We start from the raw sequence: 18,576 nt of genomic DNA, 5'->3' as shown, positions 1-18,576 counted from the left end.
AGTTTACCATTGCAATACCTGTTGCAATATAATAATCACTAGTTATTAAATATTATTTTTCAGTAACTATTAGTTAAATTTAATTTTATGGATACTGTTTTTTGTACATATATAGTATTGAACTGTTTTATTCTTAGAGATCGACTACAAACAAACAATTCGGTATTTATTCGTGCTGCTTAATCGACTTGGTTCAGTTGATGCCTGATACCCAATAACAATATTTAACATAACAATTAGTTACCTATATTGGTATTGATCGAACATAAATAATCAAAATGTTGCCAACAAATGATATTGGTGTATTTTTGTAGATAGCTACTGGAAGTACGCTGGTAAGAAGCGACCGGGATGTGGTATAGAATTTAGGCTCCAGGCTAGCTTGGGTTCTGATAACCAATAACCTGATCAGAGCAACGATTCATTGAGAAGTGGCTGTTTTCGGAGTAACTCATAATCGGAAGTTGTAAACAGCGCAGCAAGAGAGGTGAAGTCAGCGGGTCTGTGCATATCACTACCAACGAAATCGACCAGGCCTTTTTTTAACAGAAACCGAGCCTGAGCCTGAGCACGCTCGCCATAACGGCCGGTAAGCGAGGCCCAGTTTAATTGAAACAGACAACCTTTCTCACGCAGATTCGTGAGTGTGGTTTGGTCTTCATAGTAAAACGAGTAACGTTCCGGATGAGCCAATACAGGTGTGTAACCTCGGGTTTGTATGCGAAAAAGCAAATCGTCCAGCTGCCGGGGAGCAGCTGCCCAGCCGACTTCAACAAGGAGGTAACGCGACGAACCAAAGGTAAGAAGATCATCAGTAGCCAAAAGTTCGGGGAAAAATTCGTCGAGCAGGTATTCAGCGGCTACTTCGATCTGCAGCGGCAGGTTGTTTTCAGCGGCAAGTGCCTGAAGAGTAGCCTGCCCGGCTCGCAGTGTGGCCGATTCGGTAGGATACCAGTCACGGCTGACATGTGGTGTTGTGATAACTTTTTGAATACCCCAGGCTGAAAGTTGTTTCAGGCATGCAACGGCTTGCTCAGGATCTTTGACTCCGTCGTCTATGCCTGGAATTAGATGGGAATGCATGTCGACCCGCCAAAAGCATGGTTCAGTCATGGCTTCCAGTGTTTGAGAAGAGCGCGACGTAATGGTCTGCCGAATAGTTTGCCAGAAACGCATACTAGTAAAGTAGGAGTATACTCATGCTTACTGATTTTGCTGAATGCCCAAAACTAATACGCTTTTTTATGGAAAGCTACCGTAAAATTTAGATTCGAACAATCAGAATACCACACCTATGTTCATCCTGAAACAATTTTTTTTACCGGATCTTCCAGTGGTTCAACCTGATAAGCATTCCTATCTATGAGAATTTTACTCACAGGTGCAGCTGGCTTTATTGGCTCACATCTAACCGAACATCTGCTTACACTTGGTCACACCGTGATTGGGCTGGATAATTTTGATAACCAGTATGACCCCGGCAGAAAGCAAATAAATTTACACTTATTTAAAGAGCATACTAATTTCGGATTTGTCCAGGGCGATGTGCGCGATCAGGCCTTGTTGACGGATATACTCCGTAAATATAAGTGCGATACGGTTGTGCACCTGGCTGCCCGGACGGGTGTTCGGGATTCGGTTCGAGAACCAGCTTTGTGTATCGATGTCAACGTTAACGGTACGTTAGCGCTACTCGAAGCGATGCGGACAACAAACGTCCGGCGTTTAGTGATGGCCTCTTCATCATCCGTTTATGGCAATTCCAGTTTTGTACCATTCCGGGAAGACGACGAAGCAAATCGGCCTTTATCGCCCTATGCGATGTCGAAGCGGTCAGCCGAACTATTGGCACATACTTACCATCATCTGCATGGCTTTGATGTAGCCTGCCTTCGATTTTTTACCGTTTACGGTCCTCGTCAGCGTCCCGAAATGGCCATTAGCCGATTTACTGAGAAAATGTATGGAGAACAGCCCATTACAATTTATGGCGATGGTAGTACGTCCCGCAACTATACCTATATATACGATACAGTAATGGGAATTAGTCAGGCCATCAATCATCTGAATGGCTTTGACCTGTTAAATATAGGTGGGGTAGCTTCCATTAATCTTCGCGATCTGGTTAGTCTGATCGAACAGGCTGTAGGTAAAAAGGCCGTTATTGATTGGCAACCCAATCAGCCTGGCGACGTAACACTGACCTCGGCTGATTTACACCGAGCCAGTAACCGAATAGGTTATCTACCATCGATTCATATCGAAGAAGGCATCAATCGCTTCGTCCGCTGGTATCGACAAACCGTGCTTTGTTTGTAAGTACCAATACAACTGATTCGAGTTATGGTCCTGGTAAGGTCCAGGATCATAACTCGAATCTAATCATTATACTGTTTTACATCTATCAGAGAATAGCTAAAAACGCCCTATCTGGAAACTGTTTTTGCGACTTTTTTAATACGAAGGAAAATATATTAGTATGAGGCTTTTCGTTATTACGGGAAGAAGTGTACATTTACCACTACTACTGAAGATCTTCTCCGCACCGCTCCTGTTAATTGTGCTACAATGCCTTAAACTGGCCCTCCAGAACCGAGTTAGTAGTAGAAATTAGCGTATAATTTCATCACTTACTAACTACTAAGGCCCGATACCCTCTTAATCTTAAGTATTGATTTACGGTAAGATTAGACACTTGTCAGCTGACTTTTGAGCTAACGTTTCGGATAAAGAGGCAATAAATTATGTATCTATTAGATAGTATAAACAATTTATTTGTTTATGTTGTTATATTATGGTTACATAAATTTTATTATGTCAGCTTTTGTATTAAATAGATTCTTTATTATTTTAAATAAATACCAAAAAAAACAATATTATAACTTGTGGATACTATTTTGTTTATGAAAGAGAGAAAAACATACTAAAAAATTAATTAAACGGCCCAGTTAGTCTCTTTTCCAGTATTATATTTACATGTCTATCTCGTTATATACAAGCTTCTTTCCCTATGAAGATTTCAGCACTTAATAGGTTACTCCAGGAAAAAGGTTGGGAAGTTATCCAAAAGCATCAAACCCATAGCTTATTGGGCCACTCGACCAGAAACCATGCTACCTGTTTTATTATTCCTGCAACTGGTTTAGAGCAAGTGCCGACCGGTACGCTTAATGCTATCTTGCGGGCAGCCCATAAGTCAGGAGGCACCAGCCATTGGACAACGGTTCTTCGTCATACCAAGTCGTTTAATGTTATTCTGGAAAAGCAAGGAAAATCCATTTGGGGCCGTATAGAAACCCCATGCCTATTAGCTGCTACTCGCGGTAATAGTGTAGAAAATGTAATAAATACCTTGCGGACGGTTCTTATTGACTACGCAACCGATGAAAGTGTATGCTATCGCTCGACATTTGAGTCGATTATATTCGAGCCAGTGTATGATACAACCGCCGTTTGGGATCTATTTAAACAGCTGAAAGCCAATCACATTGCTGGCCATGCTGGCATTGATATGGAGTCGATTAATCGATTCATGACAGGTTCGAGATTCCCTTCCGTCGAGCAGGCAGAACGTCTGGAGGCCTCAATTCATGAATTAGGTCGCCAGTTGCTACAAGTGTCTATTCGCTGATCCACAAATTTAGGCAGGCATTCAGCGCCAGAAACACACAAACTCGATCTGGGTCGGCTTATAACTCAATTAACCCGTTACGTACGGCCTCTATAACCATACCGACTCGGGTTCGAACACCCATTTTTTGAAAAACAGCCTCGCGGTAGCCATCAACAGTACGTGGGCTCACACACATACGATCAGCTATTTCGTTGTATGTGAGCTCACTACACGCCAATTTCAGGAAATCATATTCACGACCATTAAGGTTGAAATAGGAAGATGAGCTGCCCGATTCGGGAGTATTTAAGCTACGAATAAGTTGTGAAGTCAGGAAATCAGAATAATAAAACCCTTTAGCCATAACTTCATCCAGAGCCTGGCGAAGCTCAGCAGGTCGGCATCCTTTGAGGAGATAACCGCGCGCGCCGTTCCGAATCATGCGAACGATATGTTCTTCACGATCAGTCATTGAAAGCGCTAATACACGTATTGCAGGATAATGCTGACGAAGTTGTACGGCCGTTTCAAAACCATCCATTTCGGGCATATTCAAATCAACCAGTGCAATGTCTGGAACGGGTCCCTGGTGCAGTCGGTTTAACAGATCACGACCGTTAGCGGCTACATACAGGACTTCGTAATTATCATATTTCTGGATTAGGTCGGAAAGGGCCTCGGCCAATAGACGATGATCATCGGCAATAGCAATGGAAGTAGGCATAGGTACGATGGCTGGATATGGTTTGATCCCTGAAAAGTAGGTAGTTACACCATCGTAGACAATACCCAGATGTAAGTATTTTTAGAAAAACAACCGTTTATATTTTAAACGGTTTACGTACGCGGTAGCTTAATTTCGACGTGCGTTCCAGCACCGGGGTGGCTAATGATACTACAGGTGCCTCCTAACAGCCCGGCCCGCCGGTAAAGATTGTTCAATCCTACCCCAGCTTTATCAAGGGTTCGTTTAGCTACATCCTCTAATTCAAACCCACGACCATCATCGGAAATTGAGAGTATAAATAGAGTCGGCTGATAATCGACTGAAACCGTTATGGTCTGAGCCTGAGCATGTTTGAGCGCATTATTCAACGATTCCTGAGTCATGCGTAATAACACTGTCTCGGTTTGTTCACCGAGCGAATACGTCTCGCCACTCGTCTGAAACTGTATCTGAATACGCCCAGTCCGTTGAATCCGTTCGAGTTCAAGGGTCAGACTAGCCAATAGCCCAAATCGTCGAACTGTATCGTGATCAAGTGTTTTCGCAAGCGCACGCACATCGGTGATGATCGTTCTGATGATCTCGCGGGTCTGCTGTACAGACTGCTGAGCATCCGGGTCGATAACCTCGTCTTCGAGTGTATTTAGCCGCATGAGTGCTACTGTAAGCAGCTGGCCTATGTTATCATGAAGTTCTTCGCCAATCTGTTGAAAAGTCTGATTCTGGATTTCTAATTGAGACTGAAGGAGTTCGCGCTGATTTAAGTTTTTAATCTCCTCTTTATCAGATAAATAGCGATGATATTGGCGTTGATGCATAAGCACGAATAAAATAGGAGCGACCGTTATTAAGAGCAAAAAAAGAGTTGCTATAATGACGATTCCGATTTCTCCAGCGAAGGCTTGCATTGTAATCCAACGAAAAAATAAATGCACATCACCAGAAAAACTACGTTATGAATTTTCCATATTATACCGATATTGGTATAATGTCTGTTCACTAACGTATTGAATGTCAGAAAGATAAAAAAATTACTGGCGTAGTAAGTAAAGATACCGTTTACGTACCAAAAATCACGAACATGTAAGATGTTTTCTTTAGGCTGCGTAGATAACTGTTTGGTATAATAGAGTAGGCAATAGAAGGTGATTAACAGGCTAATAATCCCAAAAGATATACTATTAAACGTTATTTCAGAAGTTACCTGTTCAATGTTGAACAGCGAATCAACCTGGAATAATACAACAATGAAAAGAATAAGTCTGGTTAAAACAGGGGAATTATAAATATCAATAAAATAGAGTGAAAGGACGAAATAAGACCATGTGAAATTGAGTGAGTAGACAAACAGATTATCTCTTAAAAGTTCATTCAGGAGATTGGCATAGCCATTGAATATGAACTGACAACAGATATAATAGAAAACATAGTCCCTCTTTGGCCGAACCATCACGGTTATAGCCAGGATCAGTAACAGCAAAGGAGGGACCGTGTCGAAGTAATCAATGGCTCTTCTAATAACTGGCCACATCGTAAGCGAAATCAGGTATCAACATTTCATTTTTGTACTTACTCGCAGCCAGGAGGCCTTGGGCAACCGCTAATCTCATCGTCTCCCAGAGCTTTTCCAGCAGCATCCTCGCAAAAGGCGGTCACACGCGCCGGGAATACTTTATTATCTCCTGGCGAAAACGCCAATCGAATAACGACATTGCCGTTATCAATGTCTCCCGACGACTGAATCAAGTCGTTTAGTTCTGTCCGTTTGAATACGAATTCTAGCATAATGGTATGAATAAATAGTGGGAAATTTCTACCAGGGCTAAGGTAATTCTTATTGAGGTAAATAGAAAGATCACTTCCGATAAACATCTTGCATGTATAAAGTGTAATTGTCTGATAAACAATTAATTGCAATTGAAGATACGGGATTTTTCTCCAAAATACGGGAAAGTTCCCTCCTCTAAAACCGTATATTCCCCGTATAGCTTTGGGTAAATTCCCCCTGAATAAGTAGTTGTTTATGAGCCAATTTTGTATGGCTGATTTATCCGCATATCCATCCACATGCACCCTTTAAAAGGATCATTCCGCCGGGATATAAACCCGGCGGTTTTTTTATGTCATTCAAGCCTGTTTTAACGGCCCATCACTCGCCAGATAACCCACCTTTATTTACTCTTAAGTAAAAATCTTTTGCCCATTTAAATCCAAAGCCCTGCCTGCCTGCGTAAGTCTTCACGTCGATCGATCACACAGTTCATTTATAGTAATCATTTTTTTTTCAACTGAACTTACGACATGAAAACGTTCAAATTATTTATTTCTCTAATTACCTTTTTAACGATCGGCCATCTTTCTTTTGCTCAGGAAAATTCCGTTATGGTTGGTGGAGCTCCCATGTATCCTTCGAAAAATATCATCGAAAATGCAGTGAACTCAAAGGACCATACGACACTGGTAGCGGCTGTTAAAGCAGCTGGCCTGGTCGAAACACTGTCTGGTCCTGGTCCATTCACGGTGTTTGCACCAACCAATAAAGCCTTCGACAAACTTCCAAAAGGTACCGTTGAGACATTGGTTAAGCCAGAAAGCAAAGCCATGTTAACCGGCATTCTGACTTACCATGTAGTGTCGGGCAAAATGAGTGCTGCCGATCTCATGAAAGCTATTGCAGATGGAGGTGGAAAGGCAACCCTAACCACGGTTGCCGGTGGTACACTTACAGCCATGCAAAAAGGTAAGAAAATTGAGTTGACAGACGCTAAAGGTGGCGTAGCAACGGTTACGATTCCAGATGTGAATCAGTCAAACGGCGTAATTCACGTTATCGATACAGTATTGATGCCATAATAACTCGATTCTGGTTAAAAAGTAAAAGCCCCGAAGATTTTTCTTCGGGGCTTTTACTTTTTAACCTCATAAATAGGTGAGTTTGCGTCCTGATACGGGGAATTTCCCATTGTGGGTGAGTGTAGCTACCGGTAGCTTTGTCTAGCTAACTCCCCACCCATCGCATGAAACCTTTAGTATTAATAATAATCTTTTTAGTAGCCACTCATGCACAAGTAGTAGGACAGGTCATATTTAATGATAAATATGAAGCTGCTCCAGGTAGTCAGATTCCTTTTGGGGAAGTGTCTGGTATTAACGGCAAAACTCCTGGTTTACAATCATTGTCGTTAACCATATACTACCGTACGAAGAAAGAAGCGATTCCAATCTCGGTTCACTCCGATGGGTCATGGGCGGGTGTTTTACCCGCTCTGCCAGCCAAAGCAAAAGTGTTGTTTGTGTTTGATGCACTTCGTAAAGCAAATCAGGCCGACACAAACAAAGTACGTGACCTGTTGAATGCAGCATACAGCAAATTCAGCAAGGATTTGACACAAACTCCTTTTCCGGGACTTAACGACACTCAGGCCAAGGCCACCATCGACAGTTTATATAAAGCTTCTATTCCTGTTGAATTAGCGTTATTTAAGACATCCGACCAGAAGCCTCTTAATGCAGTTATTACTGATAACTTCCAGAAATTAACTTCTTCTGAATCCGATTTAGACCTGATTTTTAAACTTGATTCGATCACGACTCAATTGGATAATGAAAGAAGCGATATTGAGAATGGCTGGAAAGACTTAAAAGATAAATCGATACTAAACCGTCCTCTGCTGATTGATAGTGATAGTCTGGAGTTACTAAGCTGGAAAAGCGTAGCCGACTCGTTATTACTACCAAACTATGAAAGAGTTTTAGATAGTTTACGAAATCGAACTACGGACGCAACCTTAATCAGAACCGTTAATTCCATTGCTAGCTCTGTCAATGATTATGCACGTACATTAGCAGCACAGAAACGTTTTGCCGCACCAATAGACAAGTTCAATCAGAAGCAGCGGGAATTCCTTGCCTTTGTTTCCAGCGGACAATTTTATGTAAGTACGCTCCAGAGTGAATCTATTGAAACCACTGAAATTTTGAAGTATGCCAGTATTGACGTAACTGGTTTAGCATTTCCTAACTTTAAAGGGGATGTAACTGCTCCTATGAATACTACGCAGGCAGCCGCCAATGCGTATGCCGGTTTTTTCTTCATGATAAGCCCCTATTTTCAGGATTTTTTGGGGCCTAAGCTTCGGGAGGCCTGGCGAAAACGATGTGGGAAAATACGGTCAGAAACCCAGGGTTTTGGCATTGCCCCCTCGCTTGGCGTGGCTCTCTTTCAGGTAGTGGGCGAGAATCCTAAGCCAATCTATTTTCTTGGTGCCAGCCTGAGGCTAAATGAAGCGTTTCGACTTAATGCAGGGTGGTCATTTTTTAAACTTAACAAAAGTGCCCCTCAATTTCAGTGGATGCCAGGTTTTGGTGTTTCCCTTCGCCTTTCTAATCTTGGTGACCTGATGCGTCTATTCAGTTCGACAACGTCCGAGCTAACGAATGTTCCCTAACTCTTAACTGTTTAACGTATTAAATCATGGCTGTAAAGATTCAATTATCGCTGTCTGCCTGTCAACTAAGTGTCAAAATCGAACCTACAGATCTGAGCGGGGCGCAGGCTCAGCTCGTAGTTGACATAGAAGGGCAATCGTCACTGCAACAGGATATTACACTTGATCATAGTCCAATTATAGTTAATTTCGATGAAACACCCCGAACCGGAAATAGGCATCGTATTACAGCCAAGTTGACTTCGCCAGTTGGTAATGCAATATCGGGGCCTTTCCTCATCAAACTATGTGCCTCTGCGGCATCGCCCCAAAATTTCCTCATTCTGCCTACCAGAGGAATTAGATCTACTGCTGATCATAGCCAAACGAACAACGCCTTTTTTCGCTCCATGAGTGTAGGCATTTCGCTCAACAGCCTTATTCATGATGATATACCTGAGAGTGCGACCGTCCTTAACTCAACGGGTGAAACAGGTATTAAGTTAGTACAAATGCCAGAGAACGCCTTAACTGAGTTGAGAGCCGCCCAGCCAGGCATTCGGATAGTACCGGAACGGTTTTACACCCTACAACGATGCTTACCGCCCACTCCTCAACGCCGGGTTCAGACGATGGCTGGTAATATAGCCGTTGCAGGTCTTCACCTTCGGGTAACTGATCCCGCTGGTAACCCTATTGAGGGAGCAAGAGTCGTTGGATTTACTAATTTCGACCAACGGGCAGGAACCGATGGCGTTACGAATGCCAATGGTGAGATAAATCTAATAGGGCTTGGTAATCGAACACTGGAACGGTTATATGTATTCCCCACCAAAAACTTCTGGTCGTTACTTCGAAGAAACATCCTGCCAGCCACTGGCGATACCCTGATACTCACGCCTATTAAACCTGGACACATCGATGTCAGACGGCATTTTTACCCGGATGGGGCGGCTGGCTCAGGTCAGGGCGTGAAAGTGGGCGTTATCGATTCAGGAATCGGGCCACATCCCGATTTGGCAGTATCGGGGGGGACTTGTACTGTTACGGGGGATAATACAGGTGATTTCGCCGATGTAGACCAACACGGTACACATGTTGCAGGCATCATTGCGGCACGAGGACAAGCGCCCAATGGTTTACGCGGTATCGCTCCCGCGGCCAGCTTATTTGCTTATCGGGTTTTCGGTCGGGGAGCCGAGGGTGCGTCAAATTTCGACATTGCGAGCGCTATCGAGAAAGCTGTTGCCGATGGTTGTGACCTAATTAATATGAGTCTTGGTGGTGGTGAGCGGGATGAAGCACTTGAAGATGCCATAACATTTGCTTTTCAAAGCGGCACGGTCTGTTTGATTGCAACAGGTAATGACGGCAGGCAACAGGTTAGTTTCCCCGCTTCATTTTCGCTAGCTCTGGCCATTGGGGCAATGGGACGTCGTGGAACTTTTCCCGCCAATACCAGCGATACTCCCAATGCACTAGCACCATTCGGCAGTCCTGACAAAAAGAATTTTGTGGCTGCTTTTTCGAATATTGCTTCGGCAGAGGCTAGCGTTGATTTGATTGCCCCAGGTGTCGCAGTCATTTCAACCGTGCCAGGCCTGGCGGGTGACCGAGCCCCAATGAGCGGTACATCAATGGCATGTCCGACTGCTACGGGTGTTGCAGCCCGATTATTATCCACTCGCCCTGACTTACTGGCGCTTCCCCGCGATCAGCACCGAGCCGAAGAAATTATTAAATTCGTTACATCAAAAGCGAAATCGCTTGGTTTCGGAACCGTGTTTGAAGGCCTTGGTCAATTTGTTGAGTCATAGACCGCAAACTTGTTAGTCGTTGTTATTGTTATACTCAACGACAACGACTAACAAGTCAATATCATGCAAACTTCCAATCGTTATATCCTTCGCTATGAAGGCCCTTCGACTATGCCTGTGAACGATTTGCAGAGTATACAGTCGCAGGTTGAGGTTTTAAATACAAGCCGGAAAATGCTTTTAATCGAAGCCGCACCAGATACCCTTACCGACTTGTTGCAAAAACTACCTGAGTGGACAGCGAAACCTGAGATTACTCACAAAATTCCGCTCACTCAGCCTGTAATCGAAAAGCGGATTTAAGCATCATAGCTCAACACCGGAGCCAGCCAGCGTTCAATCTCTTCTACGGGCATATTCTTCCGTTGCGCATAATCCAGAATCTGGTCTTTATTGATTTTGCCGACAGCAAAATACCTTGATTCGGGGTGTGAGAAATAAAAACCACTCACCGAAGACGCTGGATACATAGCATAGCTTTCGGTTAGTTCAATATCAATTTTGTTGGCGTCCAGCAGATCAAACAGCTTACCCTTTTCGGTATGGTCAGGACAGGCCGGGTAGCCTGGAGCAGGACGGATACCCTGATAAGCTTCCTTGACCAATTGCTCATTACTCAATTTTTCACCAACGGCATACGGCCAGAATTCTGTTCGTACGCGTTCGTGCATCCGTTCAGCAAATGCTTCAGCCAGCCGATCGGCAATCGCCTTCACCATGATGCTGTTATAGTCGTCATGGTCGCGCTCAAACTTGTCGATCAACGCTTCGATACCAATTCCCGCCGTAACGGCAAACCCGCCAATATAATCTTCCCGACCGCTTTCTAAAGGAGCAATGAAGTCAGACAGGCAGAAGTTTGGCAATCCTGGCGCTTTCTGATTCTGTTGACGCAGGAAGTGAAGCACCGTTTTGGTATCATATATCAACTCCCCTGCCGAACTCACTGCCGTCTGCGACTGGGCTTTGCTGATTTTATATTCGATGTGTCGATGTGAGCCATGACGTTCGCAGGGAACATCGCGTACGTTCTCTTCAAAATCGTGTAACAATACGTCATCATCGGCCGAGTTAGCTGGATAGAATCCAACCACAGCTTTGGCTTTCAGCAGCTTATTGTCGATGATTTCCTGCAAGAGTTGATTCGCATCGTCGAACAGCTGACGCGCTTCTTTCCCAACGACTGCATCGTCGAAAATGGCCGGATATTTACCGTGTAATTGCCAGGTCTGGAAAAAAGGCGTCCAGTCGATGTAATTGGCTAGTTCTGCAATCGAATAATCATCGAAATAGCGATTGCCCAGAAAAGTTGGTTTGGTCGGCTCGAAATTCTGCCAATCAATTACGGTGCGATTAGCGCGCGCCTTTTCGATTCCCAGCAAATTTTTCTCCTTCTGACGCTTGGCATGGTCATCGCGGAGTTTGGCATATTCCGCTTTAATTTGAGTAAAAATCAGCTCGCGAGTAGCATCGGTTTCACTCACAAGCCGCCCGGCAACCGGAACGCTCCGGCTGGCATCGAGTACGTGAATGACCGGACCCGAATAATGCGGATCAACTTTAACTGCTGTATGAATACGTGACGTTGTGGCTCCACCGATCAGCAAGGGCAGGGTGAATCCCTGACGCTCCATTTCCTTGGCAACTCCGACCATCTCGTCTAAGGAGGGCGTAATCAATCCGCTCAGACCGATAATATCAACCTTATGTTCGCGGGCAGCATCCAGAATTTTCTGCGTTGGGACCATCACGCCAAGGTCAATGATCTCGTAATTATTACAGCCCAATACGACCCCAACAATGTTTTTGCCAATGTCGTGAACATCGCCCTTGACGGTTGCCAGCAGGATTTTTCCGGCCGATGATGAGCCTTCTCCCGATTTTTCGGCTTCAATAAATGGGGTCAGATAAGCCACGGCCTTTTTCATGACCCGTGCCGACTTTACAACCTGTGGCAGAAACATTTTTCCCGCGCCAAACAGATCGCCAACAACGTTCATACCATCCATCAGCGGACCTTCAATGACATGCAAAGGGCGCTCGACTAGCTGACGTGCTTCCTCTACATCCTGATCGATATAGTCTGTGATACCTTTTACAAGCGCATGTTTGAGCCGCTCATTAACATGTTCGAGCCGCCAGCTTTCGTCCTGTATGATCGCTTTCCCCTTTGCTTTTACGGTTTCGGCGAAATCAACTAACCGTTCTGTTGCATCGTCTCTACGGTTTAACAATACATCTTCGCAACGTTCCAGCAGGTCTTTTGGAATATTGTCATAAACCTCTAATTGCCCGGCATTGACAATACCCATATCCATACCTGCCCGAATTGCATGGTACAGAAAGGCCGAGTGCATGGCTTCACGCACAACATCGTTGCCTCGAAAACTGAACGAAATATTCGATACGCCCCCACTTACTTTAGCTAGCGGCAGGTTTTGCTTAATCCAGCGCGTAGCATTGATAAAGTCAACAGCGTAGTTATTGTGCTCCTCAATACCCGTTGCAACAGTCAGGATATTGGGGTCGAAAATAATGTCTTGCGGGGCGAAATGAACTTTATCGACCAGAATTCGATAAGCTCGTTCGCAGATTTCGATACGACGCTCGTACGAATCGGCCTGGCCGGTTTCATCGAATGCCATCACAACCGCAGCCGCCCCGTATCGCTTCACTAACTGGGCCCGTTCAATGAACGCTTCTTCGCCTTCTTTGAGCGAAATAGAGTTTACGATGGCTTTTCCCTGAACGCATTTCAGCCCTGCCTCAATGACCTCCCATTTCGATGAGTCGACCATGATGGGTACACGGGCAATATCAGGCTCGGCAGCAATCAGGTTCAGGAAAGTCTTCATGGCTTCCGCCGAATCCAACATGCCTTCATCCATATTAATGTCGATCACCTGCGCTCCGCCTTCAACCTGACCACGTGCAATGCTCAGTGCTTCGTCGTAATTACCTTCCTTAATAAGCCGGGCAAATTTCTTGGAACCTGTCACGTTGGTTCGTTCACCAACGTTCAGGAAATTCGTTTGCTCTGTAATTTTGAGCGGTTCAAGTCCGCTCAACTTCTGATAGGGCTCAGGTTGCGGGAGTTGCCGTGGCGGATATTTGGCCGCTACGTCGGCAATGGCCCGAATGTGGTCGGGTGTAGAGCCGCAGCAACCACCAACAATATTGACAAAACTACTTTTAATGAAATCTTCGATTTGCAATGCCATCATATCCGGCGTTTCGTCGTATTCGCCAAATTCGTTGGGCAAACCCGCGTTCGGATAGGCCGACGTAAAGAACGGTGCCTCTTTCGAGAGCGTCTGAATGTATGGCCGCATCAATTCGGCCCCCAATGCACAGTTGAGCCCTACACTTAGCAAGGGCAAATGGGAAACTGAATATAAAAAAGCTTCGGTTGTCTGACCTGATAATGTCCGGCCACTGGCATCTGTAATGGTGCCGGAGATCATGATTGGGCGAACAGGCTGCTGCGGGTTTAAATTGAAATACTTATCAATGGCGAACATAGCCGCCTTGGCATTCAGTGTATCAAAGATCGTTTCGACCAACAGCAAGTCGGCGCCCCCTTCCACTAAACCGCTTACCTGCTCATAGTAGGCATTCACCAGTTCATCGAACGTAACAGCCCGATATGCCGGATTATTTACATCGGGCGAAAGGGAAGCAGTACGGTTTGTCGGCCCCATTGCTCCCGCAACAAAGCGTGGTTTATCAGGATTTTGCTTGGTTAATTCCTCCGTTACTTCCTTAGCTATGCGGGCTGATTCATAGTTCAGTTCATAGGCCAGCTCTTCCATGTGGTAATCCGCCATAGCAATGGATGTACCGCTGAACGTATTGGTTTCGATAATGTCGGCCCCTGCTTCCAGATATTGTTTATGGATTTCCTGAATGATCTGCGGCTGCGTGATCGACAGCAAATCATTATTTCCCTTTACATCGTGTGGATAGTCTTTAAAGCGCTCACCCCGATAATCGGCTTCAGTCAGGTTATACCGCTGGATCATCGTTCCCATGGCACCATCGAGAACGAGAATTCTTTGTTTCAGAAGGTCTGTAATCAGTTCCAATTGATACAAAATTTATAGAGTTAAAGGCACGCCAATGGCGGCCTTAAAATAGTATAGCGTAAAAACCGGGGCTTATCAAAACAGGGGAAGGAAGCAGAAACGCTAACTTATCTGTCCCCAAAAATTGGGGTGGAATGCGGCACCTTTTCCTACTTGTATAGTAAGCGGCTGGTTGCCAAGACATCGTTGGGTCCAATCCCTCCGTCTTTCTTGATAAGCACTTATGCAAAGATACATATTCTACCCATAGTCCCAAAAATAGCTTACTTTTGGGCGAATTTTTGAATGAGCGAATTAATGAACAGGCGACTAGTTTGTGACTAATCCCGTTCACTGGTTCGCTCATTCCCCGCTCCGGCGAATTGGTCACTACCTAACTATAGTTGATGAAACTAGCAGCCATCGATATCGGTTCCAATGCAGCTCGTCTGCAGATCTCAACGGTGTTACATAACGACAACGTTGTTAGCTTCAAGCGTGTCGAATACGTACGTTTCCCGCTTCGGCTGGGGCACGATGTATTTAATTTTGGCGAGCTTACTCCTGAAAGTGAAGCCCGAACCACCAAACTAATGCAGGTTTACAAACTGCTGATGGAATTGCATGAAGTGGAAGATTATATGGCCTGCGCGACATCGGCCATGCGTGAATCCTCCAATGGGCATGATGTCGCTAAACGTATCGAAGCATCAACAGGCATTAAGATTAATATTATCGATGGGAGCAAGGAAGCTGAACTCATCAATAATGTGGTTGTTCAGGCACTCGATGAACGGCAGTTTCTTCATATCGATGTTGGCGGTGGCAGCACCGAACTGAACCTTTATGAAAATCGTCAGAAAATCAATTCCAAGTCGTTCAAAATCGGCTCGGTGCGGCTACTGGAAGGCAAAGAAACCAAAGGTGCCTGGCGAAAAATTGAAGACTGGGTTGAGGATAATATCGATTCATCTAAAGAAATTATCGCTGTCGGCACCGGAGGTAACATCAGTAAATTATTCAACCTGGCGTCTAAAACCTCAGAATTAGAAACCACCCTTACCGAAATAGAACGGATTCGTGATTACATCGCTGGGTTTGACCAGGAAGACCGCATCAACAAACTCCGCCTTAATGCCGACCGTGCTGATGTGATCGTACCGGCCGCCGGGATTTATATTTCCGTCATGAGATGGGCTGGAGCCGATAAGATTATTGTTCCAGACCTGGGCCTGAAAGACGGTATTATTCAACTAGTATACGCCCAGCTCGGGAAGAAAAAACACGTTCTCTAAACAAGTTGCCCGTAGACTCATTAACAAAAAATCCCGGCGAAATAAGATCGCCGGGATTTTCAATTTGACATATTCTCTCTTACAATCGGTGGGCCGAATACTATTTATTGTACGAATAGTAATCGGTACATATTTTGGTTGACAGCTATACATAGAGGACATTCACCAGGGTGACAATCTTTTCTGCATAACCACCAATGAATTGCGTATCGACACAGCCCAAAACAAATGTATACTGGTTTCGACTTTGTTCTAGTTACGAAGTCACCCAATTATAAAGGGTATTCTTGTTGTCAATTATTTTCTTTTTGCTACCTATAGCCGCAATAGTATAACCAAAGCCAATATCTATTACAATATTTCGGCTATTGTTATATAAGAAACACCATTAAGACTACAAAAATTTGAGATTTTGAGAAAATGTCCAATCTGTTTTTTTACTATTCTTAACATTAAAACAGTGTAATATGGTACTACTACAACCTGATATCACTTTATAACCAACCTTTATTTGTCACCTTCGTTTCAATTAAATTTAATTACAGCCATAGAAATCTAAAGCAGGTCAATAATTTTATCTACATTAGTCTTTATTTTATCTACTAGACTTCAATTGGGCTATAAGAGCCTATGACAGATTACATTATTATTCGCCAGCAAAACCCGCAAACTGCCGACATTCCCGAGTTCTGCCAGCCCGGCTTTTTCTTTAATGAAAGCGAACACTTAAGACAGCAGAAGGGCATGTTTCATTTACTCACGGCACTTAATCAACGTACTGGCCGGTCTGAAGCCCGGTGCGCCTTTTTTGTTGGTAATGAGGAAGCTATTAGCCCCGGAGCGGCACCATTTGGGTCCGTCGAATTTGCAGAAAATCTGCCAGATACGATATTAGATGAGTTGCTTCGATCGCTTCAAGCGACGGCTCGTTTCGCGGGTGCCTCTACGCTGCGTCTGGTCAATTATCCACATTGCTACGCACCTGAACAAGCGGAACGCCTGACTGATACATTAGTCAACCAAGGGTTCAGCGTGCTAAAAAAAGATCAGAATTTCTTTTTGCCTATTTCCGAAAATTCCTTTGAAGCGAACATTGATGGATCTGAACGCCGACGATTACGAAAATGTAGAGAGGCTGGCTTCCAATTTTCCCATTGGGCAACTCCCAATATTGATGAAGTAGTAACCTTTTTACAGCATATATGGCTTCAAAAAGGGTATAAGCCAAGCTTAAGTGCCGAACGGTTAACACGTTTGTTAACCGATTTCTCCAATCAATTCGATGTATTCACTGTAAAGGACGGTACTAAACTTGCCGCCCTAACAGTTGCGGTTCACGTACGGCAGGATATTCTCTATAATTTCCTGCCCGTATCAGCCCCCGATTATCAATCGTTTAGCCCAATGGTTATGCTTATCGATGGGCTGTTTACGTATTGCCAGCAACAGGGCATTCAGTTGCTCGATCTGGGTGTCTCACTTGATGCCGATCGTCGGCCAAAACCCAGCCTTATACGGTTCAAGCAAAATCTCGGTGCTCAGTCTTCACCAAAGCTTATCTTTGAGAAAACACTGTAGCCCCTTTCTCCATAAAAACCCAGGATTAACAGGCAGGCATTAATCAGGAGCTGGTTAATCCTGGATTCCATGTATATGGCCTTCTGATCTGGCATTTTTTTCGTTATTTTGTCGAAAAAAGTGGCTCCCGTCTGGTGCCGACCGCATGCTTGAAGCTGGTTTTATTTCTGTAAGTCAATTTCTGAGCGAATTCGTCAAATCGCTTCTGTCATTGGTAAAAGTTGTGATTCGTGGCCGTCATAGGGCCCGGTTACCTATCCGGCAGTTGCCTGTCTGCTCCGTATTGGGAAATGGCCCCTCATTGAATGAGTCGCTGGCTGAGCATTTCGACTTCATACAACAAACAGAAGTAGTTTGCGTCAATAATTTTGCCCACGCCGATATCTTTCTCCGCCTTCGCCCGCAGAATTATGTCATTTCAGACCCTAATTATTTTGTTTTTACCGAACAAACCACCGACCGCGACGATATCCGCCGAACCTTATCGGTATTTCTGGAACACGTAAACTGGCCAATGGCGCTATACGTGCCGCATTTTGCGAAAGGTTCTTATTTACTTGGGCAAATTGAGCGGGGTAACTCCCAGATCAGAGTCGTCTATTTCAATTATACCGTCGTCAGTGGTTTCCAATGGTTGACCTACTGGCTCTATTCAAAAGGATTGGGAATGCCTCAGGCCCAGACCGTTATTATCGCTGCGCTCACGCTGATGATCAATCGCCGGTTTGAGACCATTTATCTTTTTGGAGCCGACACATCCTGGCATGAACAGATCCGGCTAAATGATCAGAATCAGTTACTGATCAAACAGATTCACTTTTATGACAAGCCCAAAGATGTAACCCACCAGCCCGTCTATTCAGATAAGTACCGACAACGCACGTTTTCGATGGCTTCGCAGTTCTTATCCTTACATAAAGTTTTCAGAGGTTACGAAGTTATCCGTAACTATGCCGATCACAAGGGCGTCACAATTTTGAACGCCAGTGCGAAAAGCTATATCGATGCCTTTGAACGAACCCAAATCAAGTGGCCTGTAGCGAGCAAATAGAGCT

Annotated in this window: 14 protein-coding genes and 1 riboswitch; of the genes, 9 read left to right on the top strand and 5 right to left on the bottom strand. The window is 44.5% G+C overall.

Annotated elements, in window-relative coordinates; all coding sequences use genetic code 11:
• Positions 1–408: 408 nt before the first annotated feature.
• On the bottom strand, positions 409–1,176 hold the full coding sequence (locus GJR95_RS15625; protein WP_162386760.1) for a tyrosine-protein phosphatase: 768 nt from the start codon (positions 1,174–1,176) through the stop codon (positions 409–411).
• Positions 1,177–1,362: 186 nt separating this feature from the next.
• Between GJR95_RS15625 and GJR95_RS15620 the strand changes: the two genes are divergently transcribed.
• A complete protein-coding gene (locus GJR95_RS15620) occupies positions 1,363–2,319 on the top strand; it encodes a GDP-mannose 4,6-dehydratase (protein ID WP_162386759.1) in 957 nt (318 codons plus the stop codon).
• A 691-nt stretch (positions 2,320–3,010) separates the two neighbouring features.
• Positions 3,011–3,631: a type II toxin-antitoxin system HicA family toxin gene (locus tag GJR95_RS15615; protein WP_162386758.1), complete on the top strand. Its 621-nt coding sequence runs from the start codon at positions 3,011–3,013 to the stop codon at positions 3,629–3,631.
• A gap of 58 nt (positions 3,632–3,689) precedes the next feature.
• Here the strand turns inward: GJR95_RS15615 and GJR95_RS15610 are convergent, their stop codons facing one another.
• From GJR95_RS15610 to GJR95_RS15600, 3 genes are all read right to left on the bottom strand, one after another.
• On the bottom strand, positions 3,690–4,337 hold the full coding sequence (locus tag GJR95_RS15610) for a response regulator transcription factor (RefSeq protein ID WP_162386757.1): 648 nt from the start codon (positions 4,335–4,337) through the stop codon (positions 3,690–3,692).
• A 113-nt stretch (positions 4,338–4,450) separates the two neighbouring features.
• Positions 4,451–5,158 (bottom strand): sensor histidine kinase, encoded by a 708-nt coding sequence (locus GJR95_RS15605; protein ID WP_232541195.1) that lies wholly within the window; start codon positions 5,156–5,158, stop codon positions 4,451–4,453.
• 751 nt (positions 5,159–5,909) lie between these two features.
• On the bottom strand, positions 5,910–6,125 hold the full coding sequence (locus tag GJR95_RS15600) for a hypothetical protein (RefSeq protein ID WP_162386755.1): 216 nt from the start codon (positions 6,123–6,125) through the stop codon (positions 5,910–5,912).
• Positions 6,126–6,641: 516 nt separating this feature from the next.
• Here GJR95_RS15600 and GJR95_RS15595 point away from each other — a divergent pair.
• The 4 genes from GJR95_RS15595 to GJR95_RS15580 all read left to right on the top strand — a co-directional run bounded on the left by GJR95_RS15595 (position 6,642) and on the right by GJR95_RS15580 (position 10,887).
• Positions 6,642–7,193 carry a fasciclin domain-containing protein gene (locus GJR95_RS15595; RefSeq protein ID WP_162386754.1) on the top strand — a complete coding sequence of 184 codons (552 nt, stop codon included), beginning with the start codon at positions 6,642–6,644 and terminating at the stop codon, positions 7,191–7,193.
• A gap of 164 nt (positions 7,194–7,357) precedes the next feature.
• The gene (locus GJR95_RS15590) at positions 7,358–8,788 is read left to right on the top strand and encodes a hypothetical protein (RefSeq protein WP_162386753.1); all 1,431 of its coding nucleotides are present in this window, start codon (positions 7,358–7,360) and stop codon (positions 8,786–8,788) included.
• A 26-nt stretch (positions 8,789–8,814) separates the two neighbouring features.
• Complete coding sequence (locus tag GJR95_RS15585) at positions 8,815–10,584, top strand: S8 family serine peptidase (protein ID WP_232541194.1); 1,770 nt, start codon at positions 8,815–8,817, stop codon at positions 10,582–10,584.
• Between the two features lie 63 nt (positions 10,585–10,647).
• Positions 10,648–10,887 (top strand): hypothetical protein, encoded by a 240-nt coding sequence (locus tag GJR95_RS15580; protein ID WP_162386752.1) that lies wholly within the window; start codon positions 10,648–10,650, stop codon positions 10,885–10,887.
• Here the strand turns inward: GJR95_RS15580 and metH are convergent.
• Positions 10,884–14,615, bottom strand: a complete 3,732-nt coding sequence (metH, locus tag GJR95_RS15575; RefSeq protein ID WP_394369993.1) for a methionine synthase — start codon at positions 14,613–14,615, stop codon at positions 10,884–10,886. The genes GJR95_RS15580 and metH overlap by 4 nt on opposite strands.
• Positions 14,616–14,773: 158 nt before the next feature.
• Positions 14,774–14,889, bottom strand: a riboswitch (SAM riboswitch).
• Between the two features lie 166 nt (positions 14,890–15,055).
• Between metH and GJR95_RS15570 the strand changes: the two genes are divergently transcribed.
• From GJR95_RS15570 to GJR95_RS15560, 3 genes are all read left to right on the top strand, one after another.
• The gene (locus tag GJR95_RS15570) at positions 15,056–15,943 is read left to right on the top strand and encodes a Ppx/GppA phosphatase family protein (protein WP_162386751.1); all 888 of its coding nucleotides are present in this window, start codon (positions 15,056–15,058) and stop codon (positions 15,941–15,943) included.
• Between the two features lie 630 nt (positions 15,944–16,573).
• Positions 16,574–17,521 (top strand): GNAT family N-acetyltransferase, encoded by a 948-nt coding sequence (locus tag GJR95_RS15565; protein ID WP_162386750.1) that lies wholly within the window; start codon positions 16,574–16,576, stop codon positions 17,519–17,521.
• Positions 17,522–17,666: 145 nt separating this feature from the next.
• Positions 17,667–18,572: a hypothetical protein gene (locus tag GJR95_RS15560; RefSeq protein WP_162386749.1), complete on the top strand. Its 906-nt coding sequence runs from the start codon at positions 17,667–17,669 to the stop codon at positions 18,570–18,572.
• Positions 18,573–18,576: the final 4 nt, after the last annotated feature.

Source organism: Spirosoma endbachense (genome assembly GCF_010233585.1).
GTDB classification, from domain to species: domain Bacteria; phylum Bacteroidota; class Bacteroidia; order Cytophagales; family Spirosomataceae; genus Spirosoma; species Spirosoma endbachense.
This window is presented reverse-complemented; position numbering and strand designations above follow the sequence as displayed.

What these genes read in the sequence shown, in the direction of transcription:
- GJR95_RS15625 (WP_162386760.1), bottom strand. Translation starts at nt 1,176, where the DNA reads ATGCGTTTCTGGCAAACTATTCGGCAGACCATTACGTCGCGCTCTTCT.
- GJR95_RS15620 (WP_162386759.1), top strand. Translation starts at nt 1,363, where the DNA reads ATGAGAATTTTACTCACAGGTGCAGCTGGCTTTATTGGCTCACATCTA.
- GJR95_RS15615 (WP_162386758.1), top strand. Translation starts at nt 3,011, where the DNA reads ATGAAGATTTCAGCACTTAATAGGTTACTCCAGGAAAAAGGTTGGGAA.
- GJR95_RS15610 (WP_162386757.1), bottom strand. Translation starts at nt 4,337, where the DNA reads ATGCCTACTTCCATTGCTATTGCCGATGATCATCGTCTATTGGCCGAG.
- GJR95_RS15605 (WP_232541195.1), bottom strand. Translation starts at nt 5,158, where the DNA reads ATGCATCAACGCCAATATCATCGCTATTTATCTGATAAAGAGGAGATT.
- GJR95_RS15600 (WP_162386755.1), bottom strand. Translation starts at nt 6,125, where the DNA reads ATGCTAGAATTCGTATTCAAACGGACAGAACTAAACGACTTGATTCAG.
- GJR95_RS15595 (WP_162386754.1), top strand. Translation starts at nt 6,642, where the DNA reads ATGAAAACGTTCAAATTATTTATTTCTCTAATTACCTTTTTAACGATC.
- GJR95_RS15590 (WP_162386753.1), top strand. Translation starts at nt 7,358, where the DNA reads ATGAAACCTTTAGTATTAATAATAATCTTTTTAGTAGCCACTCATGCA.
- GJR95_RS15585 (WP_232541194.1), top strand. Translation starts at nt 8,815, where the DNA reads ATGGCTGTAAAGATTCAATTATCGCTGTCTGCCTGTCAACTAAGTGTC.
- GJR95_RS15580 (WP_162386752.1), top strand. Translation starts at nt 10,648, where the DNA reads ATGCAAACTTCCAATCGTTATATCCTTCGCTATGAAGGCCCTTCGACT.
- metH (WP_394369993.1), bottom strand. Translation starts at nt 14,615, where the DNA reads ATGGGAACGATGATCCAGCGGTATAACCTGACTGAAGCCGATTATCGG.
- GJR95_RS15570 (WP_162386751.1), top strand. Translation starts at nt 15,056, where the DNA reads ATGAAACTAGCAGCCATCGATATCGGTTCCAATGCAGCTCGTCTGCAG.
- GJR95_RS15565 (WP_162386750.1), top strand. Translation starts at nt 16,574, where the DNA reads ATGACAGATTACATTATTATTCGCCAGCAAAACCCGCAAACTGCCGAC.
- GJR95_RS15560 (WP_162386749.1), top strand. Translation starts at nt 17,667, where the DNA reads ATGCTTGAAGCTGGTTTTATTTCTGTAAGTCAATTTCTGAGCGAATTC.